This is a genomic window from Alcanivorax hongdengensis A-11-3, from assembly GCF_000300995.1.
In the GTDB taxonomy this organism is placed as follows: Bacteria; Pseudomonadota; Gammaproteobacteria; order Pseudomonadales; family Alcanivoracaceae; genus Alcanivorax; species Alcanivorax hongdengensis.
This window is the reverse complement of record NZ_AMRJ01000039.1, coordinates 1-23,170: the sequence shown is the minus strand read 5'-3', so window position 1 is coordinate 23,170 and position 23,170 is coordinate 1. Positions and strand designations below refer to the sequence as shown.

At 60.9% G+C, this 23,170-nt stretch carries 19 protein-coding genes and 2 tRNA genes; 16 read left to right on the top strand and 5 right to left on the bottom strand.

The window, feature by feature from the left end; genetic code table 11:
* Positions 1–114 precede the first annotated feature (114 nt).
* Positions 115–2,208, top strand: a complete 2,094-nt coding sequence (locus A11A3_RS15890) for a transporter substrate-binding domain-containing protein (RefSeq protein ID WP_040297313.1) — start codon at positions 115–117, stop codon at positions 2,206–2,208.
* Between the two features lie 88 nt (positions 2,209–2,296).
* On the top strand, positions 2,297–2,587 hold the full coding sequence (locus A11A3_RS15885) for a sll1863 family stress response protein (RefSeq protein WP_008930350.1): 291 nt from the start codon (positions 2,297–2,299) through the stop codon (positions 2,585–2,587).
* Between the two features lie 41 nt (positions 2,588–2,628).
* Here A11A3_RS15885 and A11A3_RS15880 read toward each other — a convergent pair whose 3' ends face one another.
* Positions 2,629–3,573, bottom strand: coding sequence for an alpha/beta fold hydrolase (locus A11A3_RS15880; protein WP_008930349.1), 945 nt, complete (start codon positions 3,571–3,573; stop codon positions 2,629–2,631).
* An 89-nt stretch (positions 3,574–3,662) separates the two neighbouring features.
* Between A11A3_RS15880 and A11A3_RS15875 the strand changes: the two genes are divergently transcribed.
* The 9 genes from A11A3_RS15875 (at position 3,663) to A11A3_RS15835 (ending at position 15,267) form a co-directional block, all read left to right on the top strand.
* Entirely contained in the window at positions 3,663–4,301 is a 639-nt protein-coding gene (locus A11A3_RS15875; RefSeq protein ID WP_237738885.1) for a hypothetical protein, read from the top strand.
* Positions 4,302–4,380: 79 nt separating this feature from the next.
* Positions 4,381–6,171, top strand: a complete 1,791-nt coding sequence (locus tag A11A3_RS15870) for a M61 family metallopeptidase (protein WP_008930347.1) — start codon at positions 4,381–4,383, stop codon at positions 6,169–6,171.
* An 88-nt stretch (positions 6,172–6,259) separates the two neighbouring features.
* Complete coding sequence (gene hrpA, locus A11A3_RS15865; RefSeq protein ID WP_008930346.1) at positions 6,260–10,129, top strand: ATP-dependent RNA helicase HrpA; 3,870 nt, start codon at positions 6,260–6,262, stop codon at positions 10,127–10,129.
* Between the two features lie 137 nt (positions 10,130–10,266).
* Positions 10,267–11,397, top strand: a complete 1,131-nt coding sequence (locus A11A3_RS15860) for a beta-ketoacyl-ACP synthase III (RefSeq protein WP_008930345.1) — start codon at positions 10,267–10,269, stop codon at positions 11,395–11,397.
* Between the two features lie 395 nt (positions 11,398–11,792).
* Positions 11,793–12,122, top strand: coding sequence for an HvfA family oxazolone/thioamide-modified RiPP metallophore (locus A11A3_RS15855; RefSeq protein WP_008930344.1), 330 nt, complete (start codon positions 11,793–11,795; stop codon positions 12,120–12,122).
* A gap of 18 nt (positions 12,123–12,140) precedes the next feature.
* On the top strand, positions 12,141–12,983 hold the full coding sequence (locus tag A11A3_RS15850) for an HvfB family MNIO-type RiPP peptide maturase (RefSeq protein WP_040297312.1): 843 nt from the start codon (positions 12,141–12,143) through the stop codon (positions 12,981–12,983).
* Positions 12,984–12,987: 4 nt separating this feature from the next.
* The gene (locus tag A11A3_RS15845; protein WP_008930342.1) at positions 12,988–13,743 is read left to right on the top strand and encodes an HvfC family RiPP maturation protein; all 756 of its coding nucleotides are present in this window, start codon (positions 12,988–12,990) and stop codon (positions 13,741–13,743) included.
* A 12-nt stretch (positions 13,744–13,755) separates the two neighbouring features.
* Positions 13,756–14,415 (top strand): HvfX family Cu-binding RiPP maturation protein, encoded by a 660-nt coding sequence (locus A11A3_RS15840; protein WP_008930341.1) that lies wholly within the window; start codon positions 13,756–13,758, stop codon positions 14,413–14,415.
* An 81-nt stretch (positions 14,416–14,496) separates the two neighbouring features.
* On the top strand, positions 14,497–15,267 hold the full coding sequence (locus tag A11A3_RS15835) for an MlaA family lipoprotein (protein WP_008930340.1): 771 nt from the start codon (positions 14,497–14,499) through the stop codon (positions 15,265–15,267).
* Positions 15,268–15,285: 18 nt separating this feature from the next.
* Here A11A3_RS15835 and A11A3_RS15830 read toward each other — a convergent pair whose 3' ends face one another.
* From A11A3_RS15830 to dusA, 3 genes are all read right to left on the bottom strand, one after another.
* On the bottom strand, positions 15,286–15,720 hold the full coding sequence (locus tag A11A3_RS15830; RefSeq protein ID WP_008930339.1) for a tellurite resistance TerB family protein: 435 nt from the start codon (positions 15,718–15,720) through the stop codon (positions 15,286–15,288).
* A 2-nt stretch (positions 15,721–15,722) separates the two neighbouring features.
* Complete coding sequence (locus A11A3_RS15825; RefSeq protein WP_008930338.1) at positions 15,723–16,667, bottom strand: transaldolase; 945 nt, start codon at positions 16,665–16,667, stop codon at positions 15,723–15,725.
* 100 nt (positions 16,668–16,767) lie between these two features.
* Entirely contained in the window at positions 16,768–17,748 is a 981-nt protein-coding gene (gene dusA, locus A11A3_RS15820) for a tRNA dihydrouridine(20/20a) synthase DusA (protein WP_083851793.1), read from the bottom strand.
* A 372-nt stretch (positions 17,749–18,120) separates the two neighbouring features.
* Between dusA and A11A3_RS15815 the strand changes: the two genes are divergently transcribed.
* Together A11A3_RS15815 and A11A3_RS15810 are read left to right on the top strand one after the other, a co-directional pair.
* Complete coding sequence (locus A11A3_RS15815) at positions 18,121–19,605, top strand: SulP family inorganic anion transporter (RefSeq protein ID WP_008930336.1); 1,485 nt, start codon at positions 18,121–18,123, stop codon at positions 19,603–19,605.
* 10 nt (positions 19,606–19,615) lie between these two features.
* Positions 19,616–20,452: a universal stress protein gene (locus A11A3_RS15810; RefSeq protein ID WP_008930335.1), complete on the top strand. Its 837-nt coding sequence runs from the start codon at positions 19,616–19,618 to the stop codon at positions 20,450–20,452.
* A gap of 62 nt (positions 20,453–20,514) precedes the next feature.
* Here the strand turns inward: A11A3_RS15810 and A11A3_RS15805 are convergent, their stop codons facing one another.
* The gene (locus A11A3_RS15805; RefSeq protein WP_008930334.1) at positions 20,515–21,054 is read right to left on the bottom strand and encodes a DUF4399 domain-containing protein; all 540 of its coding nucleotides are present in this window, start codon (positions 21,052–21,054) and stop codon (positions 20,515–20,517) included.
* A gap of 188 nt (positions 21,055–21,242) precedes the next feature.
* Between A11A3_RS15805 and gltX the strand changes: the two genes are divergently transcribed.
* The 3 genes from gltX (at position 21,243) to A11A3_RS15790 (ending at position 23,130) form a co-directional block, all read left to right on the top strand.
* Positions 21,243–22,727, top strand: coding sequence for a glutamate--tRNA ligase (gene gltX / locus A11A3_RS15800; RefSeq protein WP_040297311.1), 1,485 nt, complete (start codon positions 21,243–21,245; stop codon positions 22,725–22,727).
* A 246-nt stretch (positions 22,728–22,973) separates the two neighbouring features.
* A tRNA-Ala gene (locus A11A3_RS15795) sits at positions 22,974–23,049 on the top strand.
* 5 nt (positions 23,050–23,054) lie between these two features.
* Positions 23,055–23,130 (top strand) — tRNA-Glu (locus A11A3_RS15790).
* The last annotated feature ends 40 nt before the right edge of the window (positions 23,131–23,170 follow it).

The window sequence follows — 23,170 nt, the reverse complement described above, 5'->3', positions numbered from 1 at the left end:
CCTCTCTTCCCCGCTAAAATGCGAAGAACCTTTTTTTATGCCTGTAATCCCGTGAAAGTCGCCTTCGGGCAGCAATACCAGTAGGCTGAAGAAAACGATAACGTCGGGGGAACCATGCGACTGGCGAGTTGGTTATTGCTGTTGTTGACCGCGCTTTTGGCAAGCGGTTGTGATTCATCGGGAAGCGGGGGATTCTTCACCACTTTCCAGAATTACCAGGAAATCGGTGACCTGCCGGCCCTGCGTGAACATGGCATCGTGCGCCTGCTGGCCCCGCGTTTCGATGAGGAATCCGGCTTGACTCGCAACGGCATTCCCACCACCGAATACCAGCGTCTGGCAGAACAGTTTGCCGGCTCCCTGGGGCTGGAGGCGCGCTGGGTCTATGCCAGTGATTATGCCCAGCTGCAGGACCTGCTGCTGGACGGCAAGGGTGACATCATCGTCACCAATTATTCGATGACCGATGCCCGCCGCGACAAGATGGGCTTTTCGGCGCCGGTCAACACCATCGAAGAGCGGCTGGTGGTGGCGCCGTCTCTGGCCGGTAAGTCCCTGAGTGAAATGGGAGCGCTGACCCTGTCCGTACCGGCCGGCACCGCCTACCTGGAAACCGCCCGCAAGCTGGTTCGCCGCCATGACAACCTGACCCTGGAAGTGCTGCACGACAGCATCTCGGATGAAGAGCTGGTGGAGGCGGTAGCCAGTGGTGAACTGGCCGCCACCATCGTCGATGGCAACATGCTCGATGCCATGTTGATGAACCGGGATGACGTGGCCGCGGGGCCGGTGGTGAATCGCAAGCGTCGTATTGCCTGGGCGGTGCGTCCGGACAGCAAGGAACTGCTGGAGCAGATCAATCAGTTCATCATTCGCGAGCAGGTCCACGCCTCTCAGCCGAAAGCGGCATTGCGTGACTGGAAAGCCATCAAGCAAAGCGGGGTATTGCGGGTCATTACCAGCAACAACCCGGCCAGCTATTTTATCTGGCGCGGTGAGTTGATGGGATTCGACTATGACCTGATCAAGGACTTTGCCAAACAGCAGGGGTTGCGTCTGAGCATGGTGGTCCGTGACAGCCCCTCTGCCATGTTTGCAGCGCTCAGTGCCGGTGACGGTGATGTGATTGCCGCTTCCATGACCGATACCCCCGAGCGGCGCAAACGGGGCTGGAATTTCACGGATCGCTACCTGGAAATCAATGAGCAGTTGATCGGTTCGGCGGACAAGGAGCCGATAACGGACCCGGCCTGGCTGGCCGGTCGGGCGGTGGTGGTCAACCCGGAAACCGCCTATATGGATACCCTCAACGAGTTACAGGATAACGACGACATAGACGTGGATATCGAGCCGCGGGAAGGGGCCAGCACGGAAAGCCTGATTGACGCCGTGGCCGATGGTGAATTTGAGCTGACCCTGGCGGATAGTCATCTGGCGGCCATGGAGAGTACCTATCGCGATGATATCAAGGTGCTCTATACCTTCCCGCAGACCAAGAACATTGCCTGGGGACTGCGTGCTGACCAGACCGAGCTGAAGAAGCGGCTGAATGCCTACATCCATCGTCAGTATCGGGGGTTGTTCTACAACGTCACCTATAACCGCTATTTCAAGGAGAAAAAGACCATTGCCGCCCACGAGAGCTATCGCGTGGCGCCAGGCAAGGCCATTTCGCCCTTCGACGATATGGTCAAGCGTGAAGCCCTGAAATACGGCCTGGACTGGCGGCTGGTAACCGCGCAGATGTATCAGGAGAGCCGTTTCAATCCCAACGCCCATTCCTTTGCCGGTGCCCAGGGGTTGTTACAGGTCATGCCGCGTACGGCGCGGGAGTTCGGCTACAGTAATCTCAAGAAACCAGAACAGGGTATCGCCGCTGGTCTGGCTTATTTCAACTGGCTGGAAGAGCGCTTCCCGCCCCGTATCGACCTGGCCGACAAGCTCTATTTTACCCTGGCGGCCTACAATGCCGGTCACGGTCATGTGGAGGATGCTCGCCGTCTGGCCCAGAAGCTGGGCAAGGACCCGGATCGCTGGTTCGGTGAGGTGGAGCAGGCTATGTTGCTGCTGTCCAAGCCGCAGTATGCCAGGCAGGCCCGCTATGGCTATGTGCGTGGCTCCGAGCCGGTACAGTATGTGCGCAAGATCAAGAACCGCTACCTGGCCTATGTCTCGGCGCTGGATGGGGCGCCCGGCATCACCGAATGAGGTTTCATAATGATTTTACATCCCTGCCATGGAAATGCGGCAGGGCAGCCCCACACTAAGGGTTACCTGTTAAGCCAAGGAGGTAGTAATGGATCGCAACGAATTTATCGACAAGATCAAGGGCAAACTGGATGAGCTGGATAACGAGTTCGATCAGTTACAGGTTCGTGCGGACAAGGCCAGTGAAAATGTTCGCCACCAGTGGGAGACCCGAAAGCTTGAGTTGAAGGAAAAGCGCGAACAACTGTCCGCCCGTCTGGATGAGTTGCGCAATGACTCCAGTGGCCACTGGGACGAGATCAAGGCCAATGCGGAAAAGACCTGGGAAAGCACCCGCAAAGGTCTGAAAGATATCAAGGACAGCCTGTTCGGGAACTGAGTGTTCTTGAAGTGAAAAACCGGGGCTTTGCCCCGGTTTTTTTATGCCTGCCGCCGGCCGCGGCCAATCTCGCCGCCCAGCCATTCGGTGATCGCCGCAAGCACCTCATCACGACACGTATCATTGAGAATTTCATGCCGTCCCTGGTCCCAGAAATGGGCAGTGACCGGTTGTTCCATGGCGTGCAGCACTTTTTCCAGGGCCATCATGCCACGCCCGTTGGCACTCATGGGGTCAGCTTCCCCACCCAGCAGCAATACCGGCAGATCATCCGGTAGTGAGGCCAGGCCATTGATACTGTGTATGTCCTTGAGCCCAGTAACCAGCGCCACCCAGGTTTCGGTGGTGCAGTCAAAACCGCAAAGCGGGTCGTCAATGTAGGCCTGTACCTGGGCACTGTCATTGCTTAGCCAGTCGAAATCCGTGCTTGCCCCATCGATCTGGCTGGCCCAGCTTTCGAACGTCAGTTTGCGAATCAACGCACTGGTGCCACGCTTGCCATGGCGTCGACGCTCAAACAGCAGCGGCAAACGCATGAGGGTGTAATAGAAACCGGGGTGATAATCGCTGCCGCAAAGCACCAGCCCGTCGAGCGGCAGCGTGGTGCGTTCGGCCGCCGCCAGTGCAATGAAGGAGCCCATGCTGTGTCCGCCAAGCACCAGTGGCAGTCCCGGGTGACGTTCCGCCGCCAGCGTCAGTATGGCGCAGGCATCATCAACCGTATGATTCCAGCCATCCTGGTCCCCCAGATGCCCCTGCGGGCAGGCGTCATCGATACTGGTGCCGTGTCCCCGGTGGTCAGGGCAATAGAGGTGCCAGCCGGCCCGGTTCAGGGCCTCGGCCAGGGGGGCGTAGCGGGCCCCATGCTCGGCCATGCCATGCAGCCAGACCGCCACACCGTTCACCTGGTCGAGGCGGGCAGGCCAGTGATGAACGCCGATTCGGTGTTGATCCGCTCTGCTGTGATAAAAGTGTGCTTCAGTCATAATGCTCTCCGGCAGCGCAGCAAAAGTGCGTGATTGCCAGTGATACGTCAAGACGGTGACAGAAAAAGCCGCAACAGGGAGAAATCATAATGACAACAACAGGGAAGGCATGGGCGGTTATCGGCTTGCTGGTCTGGCTCGCCGCCTGCATGACGACCACCAGCAATACCGACATTACCGGCGCCTGGCGGATGAAGGGCCATCAGCCCGGCGACCATGTGGACCAGGTACTGGTGGCGGCACTGGTCAATGACAGCAAGATCCGTCAGGCCCTGGAAGACGAGCTGGTGGCAGAATTGCAGCGCCATGGGCTAAGCGCGGCCTCGGCGCTGGCAACCCTGGGGCCGGACTATGCCCGCGGCAAGGACAAGAGTCAGATGGCCAGGGAACTGGCGGCGCGGGGCTATCAGTCCGCGCTGGTGGTGACCATGCTGGATGTGCGCGAGACAATGCGCTACAACCCGAGCACCGTGGCCTATGTGCCGGATGTGGTAGTGTCAGGCCCCATGGGTGCAAGTTATTCCAATCGCCAGAATTCGGTGTTTGAACCGGGTTATTTTTCTAGGGACAAACAGTACTTTCTGGAATCCAACCTGTACCGTCTCAATCCTCAGGCGCTACTATGGTCGGCCCAGTCGACCACCATCAATCCCGCGGACCTGACCGCAGGCAGCCAGGGGCTGGCGGATGCCGTGGTTGCCCGCATGGCTGCTGACGACATGATCTGAGTCTGGCGGTCGTGACCACCGGGAGCCCAGGCTCCCGGTTTTTGTTTGTGATACAGCGAAGTGAGATGCAGGAGTTGCCATGATCGAGTACCGGATTCGACCCCTGCGCCCGGAGGCGCATCTGTTCGAAATTACCCTGACAGTGGCGAACCCCACACCGGAGGGGCAGGCCTTCAGCCTGCCGGCCTGGATTCCCGGCAGTTACATGATCCGCGATTTCGCCCGCCATCTGGTGCATCTGGAAGCCAGCAGTCATGGCGAGACCCTGCCGGTGGCAAAGATCGACAAGCAGACCTGGCAACTGCCGCCCTGTGAAGGGCCGGTGCAGGTCAGCTACCAGGTCTATGCCTGGGATCTGTCCGTGCGCGGCGCCCACCTGGATACCACCCATGGTTATTTCAACGGCACCTGCGTGTTCCTGGCCGCCATGGGCCATGAGGATCAACCCTGCGAGGTTGACATCGAGCCGCCGCAAGGGCCCGCCTACAACGGCTGGCAGCTGGCCACCGGCCTGCCGCGCCTGGAAGGGTCGGAGCTGGGTTTTGGCCGCTTCCGGGCCGACAACTACGATGCCCTGGTGGACCATCCGGTGGAAATGGGGCCGTTCGAGTACGCCAGTTTCGAGGCCTGCGGTGTGCCCCACTGGGTGGTGCTGGCCGGCCGCCAGAAGGCGGACATGGCGCGCCTGTGCCGGGACCTGAAGCCAATCTGCGAGCACCATATCAAACTGTTCGGCGAACCGGCGCCCATGGACCGCTACCTGTTCATGACGCTGGTAACTGGCAACGGCTACGGCGGCCTGGAGCATCGCAATTCCACCAGCCTGATGTGTGCCCGCGATGATTTGCCCCGGCGCAGCGATGCCCCCGGGCAGGTCCGCGATGGCTATCGCAATTACCTGGGGCTGTGCAGCCACGAATATTTCCACACCTGGAATATCAAGCGCATCAAGCCGGCGGCGTTTACGCCCTTTGATCTGAGTGCGGAGGTCCACACCGAACTGTTGTGGGCCTTCGAGGGTATTACCAGCTATTACGACGACCTGTCCCTGTCGCGCACCGGCCTGATCGCGCCGCAAAGTTACCTGGAGCTGCTCGGCCAGACCCTGACCCGGGTCTATCGCGGTCAGGGCCGCCATCGCCAGACGGTGACCGAGTCCAGCTTCGATGCCTGGACCCGCTTCTACAAACAGGATGAAAACGCCCCCAACGCCATCGTCAGTTACTACACCAAGGGCTCACTGGTGGCGTTGGCGCTGGATCTGACCCTGCGCGACCTGACCGGCGAGGAAAAAAGCCTGGATGACCTGATGCGTCTGCTCTGGCAGCGCTACGGCCAGACCGGCGAAGGCGTACCGGAACAGGGTATCCGCCCGCTGGCGGAAGAACTCACCGGCCAGGACATGGGCGAGTTCTTCGAGCAGGCGCTCTACAGCACCGAGGACCTGCCGCTGGCCGACTTGCTGGCCGATCGCGGTGTGCAGCTGAACTGGCGCAGCGCCGCCGGCCACGGTGACAACGGCGGCAAGCCGGGCCAGGACGGCATGCCCAATCTGGGCATCCGGGTGGCGGCCGACCCGCTGGGCGCCAAAATCCTGCTGGCCTATCAGCAGGGGGCGGCCATGGCGGCGGGCCTGTCCGCCGGCGACGTGATCATCGCCGTCGGTGGTCTGCAGGCCACCAGTGCCAACCTCGATACGTTGCTGGCCAGCTATCTGCCCGGTGAGACGGTGGAGGTGCATGCCTTTCGCCGCGACGAGCTGATGCGCTTCAAGGTCCAGGTCGAAGCCAGCGAGCCCAGTACCGCCTTCCTGACCATCGACCCCAACGGCCTGACCGACAAGGGCAGGGCCTGGTTACTGGGCGAATAGTGGCGGGGTAATAGTGCCAGGGTGAGCAGTGGCGGGGTAACCCGTCACTGGTGCTATCCATTCAACACGCAAGGATCGAGCAGTCGGCGTGAGAGACGAGCTTAAACCGCTATATCAGCAACTGGATCAGGTACGGGCGGCGGATCGCCACCGCCTGCGCCGGCGCCTGGACGGTGTCGGACGCAAGTACAGCCCGCCGGCCGCCGACAAGGTGGCGCGGGCCATTGCCGCTTCCACCGCCAACCGGGAAGTCCGGCGTGCCTCGGTACCGACCCTGAACTGGCCGGACCTGCCGGTGGTGGCCAGCCGCGAGGACATCAAGGCCGCCATCCGCGACCACCAGGTGGTGGTGATCGCCGGCGAAACCGGCTCCGGCAAGACCACTCAGCTACCCAAAATCTGCCTGGAGCTGGGCCGCGGCATTGATGGCACCATTGGCCATACCCAGCCCCGGCGCCTGGCCGCCCGGGCGGTGGCCAGCCGGGTGGCCGAAGAACTGGGCAGCCCGGTGGGTGACCGGGTGGGCTTCAAGGTACGCTTTTCCGAGCAGGTGGGTGAGCACAGCCTGATCAAGGTGCTCACCGACGGCATGCTGCTCAACGAGATTCAGCAGGACCGGTTTCTCAACGACTACGATACCCTGATCATCGACGAGGCCCACGAACGCAGCCTCAATATCGATTTCCTGCTCGGCTACCTGAAACAGCTCTTGCCCCGGCGCCCGGACCTGAAGCTGATCATTACCTCGGCGACCATCGACCACGAGCGCTTTGCCCGGCATTTTGGCGATGCGCCGGTGCTGGAAGTGTCCGGCCGCACCTACCCGGTGGATATTCGCTACCGGCCCCCCTCGGAAGGGCAGGAGCTGTCACGGCAGATCGAAGAGGTGCTGCTGGAGATCCAGCGCGAGGAGCGCGGCAATCTGCCGCCGGCCCGGGATGTACTGGTGTTTTTGCCCGGTGAGCGGGAAATCCGCGATGCCCACCATCACCTGCGCCGTTGTCAGTTCGGCGATACCGAGTTTCTGCCCCTGTACGCCCGCCTCAGCCAGGCGGAGCAGCACCGCATCTTCGCCCCGCACCGGGGCCGGCGTGTGGTGCTCAGCACCAATGTGGCGGAAACCTCCCTGACGGTGCCGGGCATCCGTTATGTGATCGATGCCGGTACCGCCCGTATCAGCCGTTACAGCGTGCACTCCAAGGTGCAGCGGCTGCCGGTGGAGCCGGTCAGCCAGGCCAGCGCCAATCAGCGGGCCGGGCGCAGTGGGCGTATCATGGAAGGCATCTGCTACCGCCTGTATGAGGAAGAGGATTTTCTCAACCGGCCGGCCTTCACCGACCCGGAAATTCAGCGCACCAACCTGGCGGCGGTGATTCTGCAGATGGCCGATTTGCGCCTGGGGCGGGTAGAGGATTTTCCCTTTATCGAGCCGCCGGATGGCCGCCTGATCCGCGATGGCTACCGCCTGCTGGAAGAGCTGAGCGCGCTGGGCAAGGATCAGCGCCTGACCCCACTGGGGCGTCAGCTGGCCCGTTTCCCGCTGGACCCGACCCTGAGTCGTATGCTGGTGGCCGCCGCCGACAGGAAGGTACTGCGCGAGGCGCTGATCGTGGTTGCCGCGCTGGCCGCCCAGGACCCCCGCGAGCGTCCCCACGACAGGCAGCAACAGGCAGACCAGGCCCACCAGCCGTTCATCAGCAAGGACTCGGACTTCCTGTTCTTCATCAACCTGTGGCAGTGGGCCGACCAGCAGCGCGAAGCGCTCAGCCGCAACCAGTACGAGAAGCAGCTCAAGAAGCAGTTCCTGTCACCCAGCCGCATGCGCGAATGGCGCGATATCCACCGCCAGCTGTTGCTGTTGTCAAAGGAACAGGGCTGGGCACTGAATGCCGCCAGTGAGGATCTGGCCAGCGTCTATACACCGCTGCACCAGGCCTTGCTCACCGGCCTGATTGCCAATGTCATGCAGCGCACCGAGGAGGGCGAGTGGCTGTCTACCCGTAACCGCAAGCCACTGGTGTGGCCGGGTTCGGCGTTGTCCAAAACCAAGGCCCGCTGGCTGGTGGCCGCCGAGCAGGTGGAAACCAGTCGCCTGTTTGCCCGCACCGTGGCACGTATCGAACCGGAGTGGGTGGAGCAGGTCGCCGGGCACCTGATCAAGCGCCAGTATTTTGAACCGCACTGGTCGAAAAAGCGTGGCTGTGCCATGGCCAAGGAACAGATCAATCTGTTCGGTCTGATCCTGGCCGCCGGGCGGCGGGTTAACTACGGGCCCATCGACCCGCAGGTGGCCCGCGAGCTGATGGTCCGTGAAGGACTGGTGGTCGGTCACCTCAATCGGGAGCCGCCCTTCGTGCGCGACAACCGCCTGCGGCTGGAAAAGCTGGAAGAGATGGAGCACAAGCTGCGCCGACGCGACATTCTGGTCGATGAGCAGGCGCGGGTGGACTTCTACCTGGCGCGCCTGCCCGAAGACATTTACAGCCTGGCCGGGCTGATCAGCTGGTACCAGAAAACGGCGTCCCCGGCCCAGCGCCGGGCACTGATCATGGGGGATGACTTTCTGTTGTCGCGCAGCCCGGAGCTGGCCGGCGATCAGTTCCCCGACCACCTCAGCCTGGACGGGCTCAGCCTGCCGCTGCAGTACAGCTTCGACCCCACCGGCGAGCGTGACGGTGTCACCCTGGTGGTGCCCCATGCGGTGCTCAACCAGGTGCCCGCCGAGCGCCTGGACTGGCTGGTGCCGGGCCTGTTGCGCGAAAAACTGGAGGCCATGATCCGGGCCCTGCCCAAAGCCCGCCGGCGCCATTTTGTGCCGGTGCCGGACTATGTCAGTGCCTTGCTGGATACCCTGACCCCGGATCAGCCACTGCTGCCGGCCATGACCCGTGAACTGCAACGCATGACCGGCGTGCGGGTGGAACAGGAAGAGTGGCAGCAGGTCAGCCTGGCGGACCACCTGCGCATGCGCATTCAGGTGGTCGACAGTCTCACCGAGCGGCCCGCGATCCTGGCGGAGGGGCGCTCCCTGGAGGCCGTCCGCGACGCCCTGGCCGGTGTCCGCGCGGCCCCCCTGGAGGCACCCACGGAAGAAGAAACGGCGCCACTGCGCGGTCAGGACTGGATCTTCGGCACCCTGGCGGAGACCGAAGAGCGCCCCCTGGGTGGCATGACCCTGCGCCGCTATCCGGCCCTGCATGATGACGGTGATGCCGTGGTGCTGGCCCATGACGAGGACCTGGAGCAGGCGCGCTGGGCCCATCGCTGGGGCACCGCGCGCCTGCTGGCCCTGCGCCTGTCGGCGCAGCTGCGCGATCTGCGCAAGCATGCCGGCCAGCAGCCCGGGTTCCAGAAGCTCAAGGGCGAGAAGAGCGCCATGGCCCGTCAGGCCCTGGATCAGGCCTTGTTGCGCCTGCTGGCCGAACATTTCCAATTGCAGACACCGGTGCGCAGTGAGGCGGAGTTTCGTGCCCGGCTGGATGCCCATCGCGGCGATTTCGTGCCAGCGGCGCAGCAGCAACTGGTGGCCTGGGGCAAGCTGTTTGCCCAGTACCGGACCCTGATGGGCAAGCTGGAGAAAAACTTCCCGCTGGCCTGGGCCCATGCTCACCGGGACCTGAAACAACAACTGTCGGCACTATTTTGTGAGAATTTTTTACAGGACGTGCCAGCAGAATGGCTGGCCGAGTACCCGCGTTTTCTGCAAGCGGTGGAACACCGGCTGGACAAGCTGGGCGGCCAGATCGGCAAGGACCGCACCCACACCGCCGAGCTGCAGGCCTACCACAAGCAGTACCAGACCCGCGCCGCCGGCCGGCCACTGTGGCAGCAGAGCGAGCCGTTACAGACCTTCCGCTGGATGCTGGAGGAGTACCGGGTCAGCCTGTTTGCCCAGCAGCTGGGCACGCGGTTGCCGGTATCCGCCAAACGGCTCAATAAACAATGGGAGTTGTGCTGAGAGCCTGTAAAGGGGGGTTTGGCAACATACTAGCCGTTCGGGCTTTGCGCCCGGGCGGCTGAACCCGGATAATCGACCCATTCTCTATTTTTTGCAGTAGCAGGGCGTTGCCCTGTTATCAGTGCGAGGACACGCGTGTGAGCTATTCAGTGGTTATCAGTGGTACGGGTCTGTGGACTCCGAAACAGACCATTACCAACGACGAGCTGGTGGAATCCTTTAACGAATATGTGTTGCGCTACAACGAGCGCAATGCCGATGCCATTGCCGCCGGCGAGGTGCAAGAGCTCGGCCCCTCCAACAGCGCCTTTATCGAGAAGGCCTCCGGAATCAAGCAACGCTATGTGATCGACAAGAGCGGCATTCTCGACCCGGATCGCCTGCACCCGCATATCGCCGAGCGCGGCGACGATGAGCTGTCCATTCAGGCGGAAATCGCCGTCAAGGCGGCCCGCCAGGCGCTGGATAACGCCGGCCTCAATGCCGAGGATCTGGACGCGGTATTGGTCGCCTGCTCCAACATGCAGCGCCCGTACCCGGCCATGGCCGTGGAAGTGCAGGCGGCCCTGGGCATGGAGCACGGCTGGGGGTATGACATGAACGTGGCCTGTTCCAGTGCCACCTTCGGTATTCAGGCCGGTGTGGATGCCATCCGTAATGGCAGTGCCCGCCGGGTACTGATGGTCAACCCGGAAATCTGTTCCGCTCACCTGGCCTGGGAAGATCGTGACTGTCACTTCATCTTCGGGGACGTGGCCACCGCCGTGATCCTGGAGCGCAAGGAAGACGCCACCTCCGCCAAGCAGTGGGAAGTGCTGGGCACTCGCCTGCAGACCAAGTTTTCCAACAACATCCGCAACAATTTCGGCTTCCTGAATCGTTGCGACGAAACCGGCGTCGGGGCCCGAGACAAGCTGTTCCGCCAGGAAGGGCGCAAGGTGTTCAAGGAGGTTTGCCCGATGGTGGCCGAGCAGATCAGCTCGCACCTGGCCGATACCGAAATCGCCGTGGACTCGGTGAACCGCATGTGGCTGCACCAGGCCAACCTGAGCATGAACGAGCTTATTTCCAAGCGTGTTCTGGGACGCCCGGCCAGTCGGGAAGAGGCGCCGGTAATTCTGGATGATTACGCCAACACCAGCTCTGCCGGGTCCATTATTGCGTTCCACAAATACAACGCGGACCTGCCGGTAGACAGTAAAGGGGTAATTTGTTCCTTTGGGGCCGGTTATTCCATCGGTAGCGTGATCGTCAACCGCATCCGCTAATGCGCCTGTCGGTCTGTTTGCAGAAAAAGCCGCCTTTGGCGCAATGCTGTTCACTTTCGATGTTAAGCCCCTCTCCCCTTGCGGGAGAGGGGGTGGGGAGGGGGGGGACGTGACAGCCAGATCAATGGTAAGTCATTGAAATTTGCCCCCACCCTCTCCCTGTCCCTCTCCCACAAGGGGGGAGGGAACCTGCCTGAAAGGGTTTAGCAAGATTTGCACCGCTTAAGTGAACAGCATTACGCCTTTGGCGGCTTTTTTTCGTTAACCCCGTAACGTTTACCTCACGCGGGCATCTCTATAGTGTCTGAGACAGACGCCGTTAGCGGCGTGCGCCGACGTGATCGTTCATCGGCCGCTGTTCTGGACGAATACCGATAATCAATGGAGAGTTCGACATGGCTAAGCTGAAGAAACTGAATCCCCTGGCTGCAACCGTTGGTGCGGCTGTCGTGGCAACCGCTTTCTCTGCGCCGGTGGCCCAGGCGGCGGATAACCCCTTCGCCAGCGCTGATCTGCAAAGCGGCTACCAGCTGGCCGCCAAGGACATGGAAGGCAAGTGTGGTGAAGCCAAGTGCGGTGCCGACAAGGCCAAGGCCGAGAAAAAGGCTGAAGGCAGCTGCGGCGGTGACAAGAAAGCCGAAGGTAGCTGCGGTGGTGACAAAAAGGCTGAAGGCAGCTGTGGTGGCGACAAGAAAGCGGAGGGCAGCTGTGGCGGCAGCAAGTAAGCCGCTGAGTGCTGTCTGATGCAACCTCGCCAGACGCCGGTTGACGGCGTCGGCCTCGGGTTGCGGCGGGCCCTGATGGGCCCGCTATCCCGAGCCGAATCCGTCCCCTTTGATTTCCTGGAAGTGGCGCCGGAAAACTGGATTCCCATGGGCGGCCGCCTGGGTAAGCAGTTTCGCACTTTCACGGAACGCTTTCCGTTTGTCTGTCATGGCCTGAGCCTGTCTCTGGGCGGGCCGGCACCCCTGGACTTCGGCCTGCTGGCCGACATCAAGGCTTTTCTTGAAGAACACAGGATTCGCTGTTACACCGAACACCTCAGCTACTGTAGTGATCATGGTCATCTCTATGATCTGATGCCGATCCCCTTCACCGAAGAGGCGGTTCATTACGTGGCGGATCGTATTCGTCAGGTACAGGATTTTCTCGAACAGCCTATCGGCATCGAGCATGTCAGTTATTATGCGGCGCCGGGTGCGCAGATGTCGGAAATCGATTTTATCAACGCGGTGGTCAAGGAAGCGGACTGCCAGCTACTGCTTGATGTGAATAACGCCTACGTCAACAGTATCAATCATCATTACGATCCCTACCAATTCATCAGCGCACTGCCGGGTGAACGCATCTGCTATGTGCACATTGCCGGTCACTACGACGAGGCAGAGGATCTCAAGGTGGATACCCATGGCAGCGCCGTGATCGAGCCGGTGTGGGACCTGCTGGCCCATGCCTATCGTCAGTTCGGGGTATTGCCGACGCTGCTGGAGCGGGATTTCAACTTCCCGGATCAGGATGAACTGTTTGCCGAATTGAACCGCATCGGTGATTACCAGCATCAATGGCCGGCAAGCCGGACCGGGTAGGGTGATGGACTTCCAGCAGCTGCAACGGGATTTTGCCGCCCACCTCCGCAACCCGGATACCCACCCTGCACCTGCAGGTGTGGAGGATCGTCGCATGGCGATCTACCGGGAGCTGTTCTTCAACAACGTGAACGGCTTTTTGCAGCAGGGCTTTCCGGTACTGCACAGTCTTTTACCCCCACAACGCTGGCAAAAACTGGTGCGCGACTTCTTTCATCTGCATGCCAGTGAAACACCGTATTTTGTTGAAGTGCCGGAACAATTCGTGGCGTTTCTGGCCAGTGGCCGGGCCCGGCAAGCGGGCGATCCGCCCTTCATGCTGGAGCTGGCCCACTACGAGTGGATGGAGCTGGTGCTGGATGTCAGCACCGAGGTAATTGTGCACGAGGGCATTGACCCGCAGGGGGATCTGCTCGCCGGAATACCCGTGGCCAGCCCCCTGCAGGTGTTGCTCAGTTATGCCTATCCGGTGCACAAGGTCTGTGCGGATTTTCAGCCCGCCGAGCCACTGCCGACGCCGGTGTGGCTGGGGGTCTATCGTAATCGTGAGGATCAGGTTGGTTTCATGGAGGTCAACCAGGTGACGGCACGGTTACTACAGTTGATCAATGATAACCAGACCGATACCGGCCGTGAGTTGATTGCGCGGCTGGGAGCGGAAATGCATTTCCCGGATCCGGCAAAGCTGGAACATTTTGCCAGCGATACACTGCAACATTTGCGTGCCAACGACATCCTTATTGGGACACTCATCCTTTAAGGAGCTTCACCGATGAATTCGCTGGCCGGCCATGCCGCAACATTGCACCGCCTATTCAACAAGACCCGTGCGCTGGATTTTCTGGCGCCCCTGGCTCTGCGTCTTTACCTGGCACCGATCATGATCAGTGCCGGCTACACCAAGGCGACGTCCTTCGCGGATACCGCCGCCTGGTTCGGCAACCCGGACTGGGGACTGGGATTGCCTTTCCCGACAGTGCTGGCCTTTCTGGCCACGGCTACCGAGCTGGCAGGTGGCGTATTGCTGTTACTGGGGCTGTTTACCCGCTATGTCAGCGTGCCCCTGATGGTCACCATGCTGGTGGCCATCTTCACCGTGCACTGGCCCAACGGCTGGTTCGCCATTGCCCCGTCCAATGCGCAAACCAGTACCGCGGTGGTACTGGACTGGGTGGGCCTGCCCGGTGCCAGCGAGAGCCTGGAGAATAGCCGGCAGGTGGGCGAGCGGCTGGACAAGGCCCGCAGCCTGCTGCGTGAACATGGCCATTATGACTGGCTGACCGGGAAAGGGCCGCTGGTGGTGCTCAATAACGGTATTGAATTTGCGGTCACTTACTTCATTATGCTGCTGGTACTTTTCTTCCAGGGGGCAGGGCGTTACCTGAGCCTGGATTATTGGATTGCCCGGCGACTGGTGCCCGCCGATTCTTGACAGGGTGTTCTCCGACAACCTGTTAACCGGGTGACATGGCCGCCGCTATAATGCGGCGGCTTGCGTTGACAGGGGAATAGCGTGCGTTTTTTGCTGTGTGTGTTTTTGCTGCTTCCGGCACTGAGTCTGGCGGCCACGGAAGAGGATGACTGGGGCGCGGCGGATACCGCTTTCGATTCCCCGGCCACACAAAGCAGCCGCAATGATGACCCCTGGGAAGGGTTCAACCGCAAGGTCTTTGCCTTCAACGAAACCTTCGACAAGTATGCGGCCAAACCGGCGGCCAAGGCCTATCGGGCGGGCACCCCGCAGTGGCTGGATGACACCATTACCCGGGTGTTCGAGAACATGCGTGATCTGCGCAGCGGCATTAACAGTGTGCTGCAGTGGCGCTGGAAAAACGCGGGCAAGGATTTCGGCCGTTTCACCCTTAACAGCACCCTGGGCGTGGCGGGGCTTTTCGATGTGGCCAGCAAGGTCAACCTGGAAAAGCGTAATACCGATCTGGGGCTGACGCTGGCGCGTTGGGGCGTGGGTGAAGGGCCGTACCTGGTGCTGCCGTTTTTCGGCCCGTCCACGGTCCGTGACGGGGCCACTATCTGGCCGGAAACCTATTTGCGGCCCTATCAGTATATCGACCATGATCTGACCCGTTTTACCTTTACCGTGGTCTATGCGGTGGATTTGCGAGCAGATCTGCTGGATCTGGAAAAGAGCATCGTCGGGGACCGCTATACGTTCCTGCGCAATGCCTACCTGCAGCGGCGACGTTTCGAAAGTGGCGATGCCCCGTCACTGCGCTTCCCGGATATCCAGGAGCGCGATGACGAAGCCGGGGATGACGGCTGGTAAGTTCAGGGGGCCTAGCTGCTAGGAACTAGATTGCAATTTTGCGCGGATAAAATCGCCGTGGGAGACATGCAGTAACTCACTGACACGGCGAATCAGTTGCTCTTCATAGGGGTCGGCGTTGCCATCGGCGGCGGCCATGGCCCACATCTCCTCAATCAGGGTGACCCGCTGTTCCGGCCCCCAGCTATCGCGCAGGGGCAGGGTGAATTCAAACAGGTCGGTGGCCTGCTCCACCCGTTGCTCCAGTTCGCCGAGAATGTCTTCCATTTCCTGGTCATCGAGTTTCCAGTGGCGGTTGATCGCAGCCAGCAGGCGCTGGCGTTCGCGGGCATCTACCTTGCCATCGGTACGCGCGACTTCCAGTAGCAGGGCAGCGGCGGCTCGGTGAACATCGTGCCGGGTCTGGGGGGTGTTCCGGGTATCCGGGCGGAATAAGCGGTTCAGCCAGTTCAAAATTATGCTTCCTTCATCAACAGGGTTTCCAGTGCCTGCTGGTCGGCCGCGAAACGACGGATGCCATCACTGAGCAGCTCGGTGGCCATGGCATTGTCATTGAGTTGCCAACGGAATGTCGCTTCGCAAACGGGCTGCCAGTCAGACTCCGGTTCGATGGTTTCGCTGTCCAGTACGCGGGTTAGAGTGCCGCTGTCTGCCGCCAGTTCCCCAAGCAGGGCAGGGCTGATGGTCAGGCGGTCACAGCCGGCCAGTGCTTCGATCTGGCCGGTGTTGCGAAAACTGGCACCCATGACGATGGTCTCCAGGCCGCGGGCCTTGAAGCACTGATAGATATGGCGCACCGACTGTACCCCGGGGTCATCCTGGGCTGCTTCCCACTGCTGGCCGTTCTTGCGATGCCAGTCGGCGATGCGGCCCACAAACGGTGAGATCAGGGTGGCGCCGGCTTCGGCGGCGGCCAGTGCCTGGCTGGGGCTGAATACCAGGGTCAGGTTGCAGCGGGTGCCTTCTTCTTCCAGCACTTCGGCGGCGCGGATGCCCTCCCAGGTGGCGGCTATCTTGATGAGGATGCGCGACGGGTCTACCTCCAGCTCCCGGTAGATGGCAATCAGGCGACGGGCCTTTTCCACCGTGGCGCGGCTGTCGAAGGACAGGCGGGCATCCACTTCTGTGGATACCAGGCCGGGAATACGTTCCAGAATGGCTTGCCCGGCCAGGCAGGCATAGGTGTCGGTGAGCCAGTCCAGTTCACCGGCATGGCCCAGGTCCGCACAGAGGGTCCGTGCCTGCTCCAGCAGATGCTGGTAGCGCGGCTCACGGGCGGCGGCCAGCAACAGTGACGGGTTGGTGGTGGCGTCTTCCGGTTGCAGGTCGGCAATCTTGTCCAGATCGCCGGTGTCGGCGACCAGTGTCGTCCATTGTTCGAGTTGTGCGCGCTTGTCCATAATCCTTGCCTGTTTGCGGTCATCCAGCCGGCAAGGTTACCGGTCAATGACGGCGTTTGTATGAAGACTGGAATCCCGGGAAAAGACTCTTTGCCGAAAGTTAGAATACCTTGCCCAGCGCATCGATTAACAGCTGCGGCGTGGCATCGGCCTTGTGCATGTTTTCACTGAGGTGGCGACGGAAGGCGCGGGCGCCGGGCTGCCCCTGGAACAGGCTGAGAATATGGCGCAGAGCATGCTTGGGATGGTGGCCGGCGGCAAAGCGGCGTTCCAGATAAGGGATAAAGGCCTCGGCGACCTGCTGGCGGCTGGGGATCGGGTGCGGGTCATCAAACAGCAGGGCATCGGCCTGGGCCAGAAAGTAGGGGTTCTGGTAGGCCTCTCGACCGATCATGACACCATCGACGTCTTCCAGATGATCCGCCACGTCCTGCAGGCTTTTCACGCCCCCGTTGAGAATGACCTCCAGCTGCGGGAAGGCCTGCTTGATGGCGTAGGCGCGTTGGTAGATCAGTGGCGGAATTTCCCGGTTTTCCTTGGGCGACAGGCCACTGAGTATCGCCTTGCGGGCGTGAATGGTCAGGCTGGTACAGCCGGCTGCCTGCATGTGTTCGACAAACCGGTGCAGGAACGCATAGTCGTCCTGGTCATCGATACCGATGCGGGTCTTCACGGTCACCGGCGCGCAGGTGGCCGCCTGCATGGCTGACACGCAGTCGGCCACCCGTTGTGGTTCGGCCATCAGCACCGCGCCGATCTTGCCCTGTTGTACCCGATCCGACGGGCAGCCCACGTTCAGGTTGATCTCGTCATAACCGTAATCACTGGCGATGGCGGTGGCCTGCGCCAGCTGCCCCGGGTCGCTGCCACCCAGCTGCAGGGCCAGTGGATGTTCTTCGTCGTTGTAGCTGAGGAAGCGGTCCCGGTCACCGTGCAGGATGGCCTGGGCCACCACCATTTCGGTATAGAGCAGGGTATGGCGGGTAATCAGCCGTGTCAGGAAGCGGAAGTCGCGGGTGGTCCAGTCCATCATCGGCGCAACGCTTAGGCGGCGATTCACCGGGGCAGGGATATCAGGCATGAACAGGGTCTCGATCGTCGTTTTGCCATAAAGCGGCGCTATTGTCGCATGGCTGCGGGGCCGGTGCAGTCCCCGGGCCAGCCTGTTAATTTTCGGGGGGCGGTGCTAGACTCCGCGCCCTTCTCGTGTGCTGACTGTTTTTTGTGCTGATGAGCGATTGTTGTGGCTCTCCGGTGTGCCCTGCGCGGCCGAGTGCCTCTTGCCCCCCGCGCGGTGCCCTGTTGAGTCCGCCGTAGCGTTATCTCTCCCCGCCACCGTGAGTGGCCCCGGGCGCCCCCGCCGTGTCGCCCGCCCGTGCCTGTGTCCAGCGTCCGGCAGCATGCCCGGTCCGTGCCGACAGGCAATGTTGTTTAGAAATCAGGAAATGCATCCATGATCCAATACCTCAAGCAACACTGGTTCAGTAATGTCAAAGGTGACGTGCTCGCCGGCACCGTGGTGGCCCTGGCGCTGATCCCGGAAGCCATCGCCTTTTCCATTATTGCCGGTGTGGACCCGAAAGTGGGCTTGTACGCCTCCTTCTGTATCTGTGTGGTGCTGGCCTTTAGTGGCGGTCGACCAGGCATGATTTCCGCCGCCACCGGCTCCACCGCGCTGCTGATGGTGGACCTGGTCCATGACCATGGTCTGCAGTATCTGCTGGCCACCAGCATTCTCGCCGGGGTACTGCAGATTATTGCCGGCTACCTGAAGCTGGGGGATCTGATGCGCTTTGTGTCGCGTTCGGTGGTCACCGGTTTCGTCAATGCGCTGGCCATTCTGATCTTCATGGCCCAGCTGCCGGAGCTGGTGCATGTGACCTGGCACGTTTACGCCATGGTGGCCGGTGGCCTGGCGATCATCTATTTGCTGCCGCGCCTGACCACCGCGGTGCCGTCCCCGCTGGTATCGATCATCGTTATCACGGGTATCGCCATGTACTCCGGCGTGGATGTGCCCACCGTGGGTGACAAGGGTGAGCTGCCCAGCAGCCTGCCGGTGTTCCTGATGCCGGATATTCCCTGGAATCTGGAAACCCTGAAAATCATTTTCCCGGTGGCCTTTGCCATCATGGTGGTGGGGCTGTTGGAGTCCATGATGACTGCCACCATCGTTGATGACCTGACCGATACCGGCAGTGACAAGAACCGCGAGTGCCGCGGCCAGGGCATGGGTAACATCGTCTCCGCGTTCTTCGGTGGCATGGCCGGCTGTGCCATGATCGGCCAGTCGGTGATCAATATTAAATCCGGTGGGCGCACACGCCTGTCATCACTGGTGGCGGGTGTGTTCCTGCTGATTCTGGTGGTATTTCTGGGCAAGTGGGTGTCTCAGATTCCCATGGCCGCCCTGGTGGCGGTAATGATCATGGTATCGATCGGTACGTTCAGTTGGGGCTCGCTGGGCAACATGCTCAAACACCCGCCCAGCAGCAGCATGGTGATGATGGCCACGGTGCTGGTCACCGTATTCAGCCACAACCTGGCCTATGGCGTGGGCGTTGGCGTGGTACTCAGTGCCCTGTTCTATGCCAACAAGGTGGGTCGGGTGTTCTATGTGCGTTCCGAGCTGGATGACAACGACAGCAACCATCGCCGTTATCAGGTGGTTGGCCAGGTGTTCTTTACCTCCGCCGAGCAATTCATTGCGTCATTTGATTTTCGTGAGGCACTGGATAAGGTGACCATTGATGTGCACCGCTCCCACTTCTGGGATATCACCGCCATCGGTGCCCTGGACAAGGCGATTATCAAGTTTCGCCGGGAGGGCACCGAGGTGGAGCTGATCGGCCTCAACGAGGCCAGCGCCACCCTGGTGGACAAGTTCGCCGTGCACGACAAGCCCGATGCAGTGGAAAAACTCATGGGCGGACATTGAGGGGATAACAATGACAAATGTAATTGCCTGTATTGACGGCTCCCAGGCTGCCGCCCCGGTCAGTGATTATGCTGCCTGGTCGGCACTGCGCCTGGATGCGCCTTTGACCCTGCTGCATGTGCTGGACCATTCCCGCTATCCGGTGAATACGGATTTCAGTGGCAATCTGGCCCTGGACACCCGTGAACATTTGCTCAATGAACTGTCAGAGCTGGATGCCAAACGCAACCGGCTGGCTCTGCAACAGGGCAAGCTGATGCTGGACGCCGCCCAGGAACGCGCCATTGCCGACGGCATTGCCGCGCCCCGACTGCGCCAGCGCCATGGTGATCTGGTGGATACCCTGGCGGACCTGGAAGATCAGACCCGACTGCTGGTGATCGGCAAGCAGGGCGAAGCCCATGAGGGCGTTGGTGCCACCGTGGGCGACAATGTGGAGCGGGTGATCCGTACGCTACATCGCCCGATTCTGGTTGCCGTTGGTGAATTCCAGACCCCCAAGACCATCATGCTGGCCTTTGATGGCAGCGATACCTGCCGCAAGGGCGTGCGCATGCTGGCGCAAAGCCCTCTGTTCCGTGGCCTGGCCTGTCATCTGGTCAGCGTTGGCGAGCGCCAGGGGCTGGAGGACGCGGCCCGGTTACTGGATGAAAGCGGGCATGAAGTGCACACCGCCGTTCTCAGCGGCGAGGTGGAGCCTGCGCTGCATCGCTACCAGCAGGAAAACGCGGTGGACCTGGTGGTGATGGGCGCCTACGGTCATTCGCGTATCCGCGAGTTTTTTGTCGGCAGTACGACCAACAAGATGATCCGTGAAGCTCGGGTACCGCATCTGTTGTTGCGCTAGTGGTGACACTGACTGAATCCGTAAAAAAGGGCCCTTTTCAGGGCCCTTCTGATGTCCGGGGGTTACTTGACCGTAATGGTGATCTTTTCGGACATGATCGGTGGGTCAAACGGCACGTGGCGATAGTCACCCAGCAGCAATTGCAGAGTGTGCTTGCCCGGAGCCAGTTCCAGTTCGGTGCTGGTCTGGGCCTTGCCGAAGTGGATGACATGGTCATTGGAGGGCAGGGGCATATCCATGGCCGGCAAGGTGTCCAGATCCACCAGCAGGTGGTGGTGACCGGTGTCCGGCTTGTCGGTACCGGCCGGGGCCAGTTGCATGCCTTCAATGCCGAACTCCACCTTCACCGGGCTGCTGACGGTGGCGCCATCCGCAGGGCTGACGATAAAAACGCTGGCGCCCTGCGGTGCCGGGGTGCGGGTGATGCCGCTTGCTTCGCTGCTGGCGGCCTCGGCCGGTGCAGCGGGCTGGGAGGTCATGGTGTCCTGGGCCATGGGAGCGGCGTCGGTGTTGGGCGTGTCGGTGTTGTCGGAGCAGGCCTGCAGCAGGGCTGTGCCGGCAACCAGTGCAATCAGTGCGGAACGTTGAAAGGGAATACGCATGGTTTTGTCCTTAACTGCCAGTGAAGTGACGGTCATGGCCGATGCGAAAACAGGCGCACCGGCCCCTCGCTGTGTTGTCACGCGCCGTCAACAATAACAGAAAGCCCGGGGGGCATGGCTATATGGGTCGCATTTTGACAGGTATAATCCGCCCACTTCGAATTGCCCTAGCGTATTAGAGAGCCTGAATGACTGTTCGTACCCGTGTTGCCCCGTCTCCCACCGGTGACCCCCATGTGGGCACTGCCTACATTGCGCTGTTTAACCGCTGTTTTGCTCACCAGCACGGTGGCCAGTTTGTTCTGCGCATTGAAGACACCGACCAGACCCGCTCTACCAGCCAGTCCGAGCAGATGATCCTGGATTCACTCCGCTGGCTGGGGCTCGACTGGGATGAAGGCCCGGATGTGGGCGGTCCCCATGGCCCATACCGCCAGAGCGAGCGCAAGGACATGTACCGCCAGTATGCCGAGCAGCTGCTGGAAAAGGGCCATGCCTTCAAATGCTATCGCACCAGCGAGGAGCTGGATGCACTGCGTGCCGAGCTAAAGGAAAAGGGCGAGAACCGCGCGCTCAAGCCTTCGGATCTGGAACTGGGAGCCGACGAGCAGGCTGCCAGAGAGGCACAGGGCGCGCCCTATGTGATCCGTATGCGTGTGCCCACGGATGGCCGCTGCGAAATTGACGATATGCTCCGCGGCACCGTGGAGCTGGACTGGGCGCTGGTGGATGCCCAGATCCTGCTCAAGTCCGATGGCATGCCCACCTACCATCTGGCCAACATCGTCGATGACCACCTGATGGAAATCACCCACGTTATCCGTGGTGAGGAGTGGCTCAATTCGGCACCCAAGCACAAGCTTCTCTATGAATATTTTGGCTGGGACATGCCGGTACTGTGTCATATGCCGCTGCTGCGCAACCCGGACAAGTCCAAGCTCAGCAAGCGCAAGAACCCGACCAGCATCCTGTTCTACCAGCGTATGGGCTACCTGCCGCAAGCGCTGGTCAATTATCTGGGCCGCATGGGCTGGTCGATGCCGGATGAAAGTGAAAAGTTCAGCCTGGCACAGATGCAGGAGGCCTTCGATATTCAGCGGGTGTCCCTGGGCGGTCCGGTATTCGATGTAGAAAAACTCAGCTGGCTCAACGGTCAGTGGCTGCGCGAACAGAGCGATGAACAGTTTCTCGATTCCCTGCTCAATTGGGCCTACAACCGCGATTACGCCATGAAGATCATTCCCCATCTGCGTCAGCGGGTGGAGACCCTGTCTGAGGTGGCGGACAAGGCCGCGTTCTGTTTCAACGGCATGCCGGCCATCAGCGAGGCCAGTTTCGAGCACAAGCAGTACAGTGCCGAGGATATGAAAGTCTGGCTGCAGTATTTGCTGTGGACCTATGAGGCCCGCGGCGACTGGAACCGCGATGGCCTGTTTGCCGACGCCAAGGCCATTGCGGATGCGCTGGAAGTGAAGATCAAGGATTTCCTGTTCCCGGTGTTCGTGGCCATCGCCGGTACCAGTGCCAGTTTCTCGGTGGTGGATTCCATGGAGATCATCGGCTCGGATGTCAGCCGGGCGCGGATTCGCCATGCCATCGAGGTACTGGGCGGCGTGTCCAAGAAGCAGATGAAAAAGCTGGAGAAAGCCTACCGGGACCTGCCGGTCGGATAGTACTTGCTGCAAGAGCGGCGCTTGAGTCACGAACACTGGCTGTTGCCATGAGTCGGATTCGCGACTCGAGCGTCGCTCCTACCGCTAATCACGGCTAAATAGTCCAGTTTTTCAGCAACTTGTTCAGGATGTAGTCAAACGGACCCAAAACGGAAAAAAACCTGGGGTCCGTGCTTGACAGGGTAGGGGTGGACGGTAGAATACGCCGCACCAACCGGGACGCACCCTGTCCCGTTTGACGGTTTTGGGGCCATAGCTCAGCTGGGAGAGCGCAACACTGGCAGTGTTGAGGTCGGCGGTTCGATCCCGCCTGGCTCCACCAATTTCGTCCCCTTCGTCTAGTGGCCCAGGACACCGCCCTTTCACGGCGGTAACAGGGGTTCGACTCCCCTAGGGGACGCCAAATAAAAAAGCCTCGCTCGCAAGAGTGGGGCTTTTTTATT

Bases quoted from the DNA above. Each gene is read 5' to 3' on its own strand.
- A11A3_RS15890 (WP_040297313.1), top strand. From the start codon at position 115: ATGCGACTGGCGAGTTGGTTATTGCTGTTGTTGACCGCGCTTTTGGCA.
- A11A3_RS15825 (WP_008930338.1), bottom strand. From the start codon at position 16,667: ATGGACAAGCGCGCACAACTCGAACAATGGACGACACTGGTCGCCGAC.
- A11A3_RS15810 (WP_008930335.1), top strand. From the start codon at position 19,616: ATGACAAATGTAATTGCCTGTATTGACGGCTCCCAGGCTGCCGCCCCG.
- A11A3_RS15850 (WP_040297312.1), top strand. From the start codon at position 12,141: ATGCAACCTCGCCAGACGCCGGTTGACGGCGTCGGCCTCGGGTTGCGG.
- A11A3_RS15815 (WP_008930336.1), top strand. From the start codon at position 18,121: ATGATCCAATACCTCAAGCAACACTGGTTCAGTAATGTCAAAGGTGAC.
- A11A3_RS15870 (WP_008930347.1), top strand. From the start codon at position 4,381: ATGATCGAGTACCGGATTCGACCCCTGCGCCCGGAGGCGCATCTGTTC.
- dusA (WP_083851793.1), bottom strand. From the start codon at position 17,748: ATGCCTGATATCCCTGCCCCGGTGAATCGCCGCCTAAGCGTTGCGCCG.
- A11A3_RS15880 (WP_008930349.1), bottom strand. From the start codon at position 3,573: ATGACTGAAGCACACTTTTATCACAGCAGAGCGGATCAACACCGAATC.
- A11A3_RS15885 (WP_008930350.1), top strand. From the start codon at position 2,297: ATGGATCGCAACGAATTTATCGACAAGATCAAGGGCAAACTGGATGAG.
- gltX (WP_040297311.1), top strand. From the start codon at position 21,243: ATGACTGTTCGTACCCGTGTTGCCCCGTCTCCCACCGGTGACCCCCAT.
- A11A3_RS15840 (WP_008930341.1), top strand. From the start codon at position 13,756: ATGAATTCGCTGGCCGGCCATGCCGCAACATTGCACCGCCTATTCAAC.
- A11A3_RS15855 (WP_008930344.1), top strand. From the start codon at position 11,793: ATGGCTAAGCTGAAGAAACTGAATCCCCTGGCTGCAACCGTTGGTGCG.
- A11A3_RS15805 (WP_008930334.1), bottom strand. From the start codon at position 21,054: ATGCGTATTCCCTTTCAACGTTCCGCACTGATTGCACTGGTTGCCGGC.
- A11A3_RS15845 (WP_008930342.1), top strand. From the start codon at position 12,988: ATGGACTTCCAGCAGCTGCAACGGGATTTTGCCGCCCACCTCCGCAAC.
- A11A3_RS15875 (WP_237738885.1), top strand. From the start codon at position 3,663: ATGACAACAACAGGGAAGGCATGGGCGGTTATCGGCTTGCTGGTCTGG.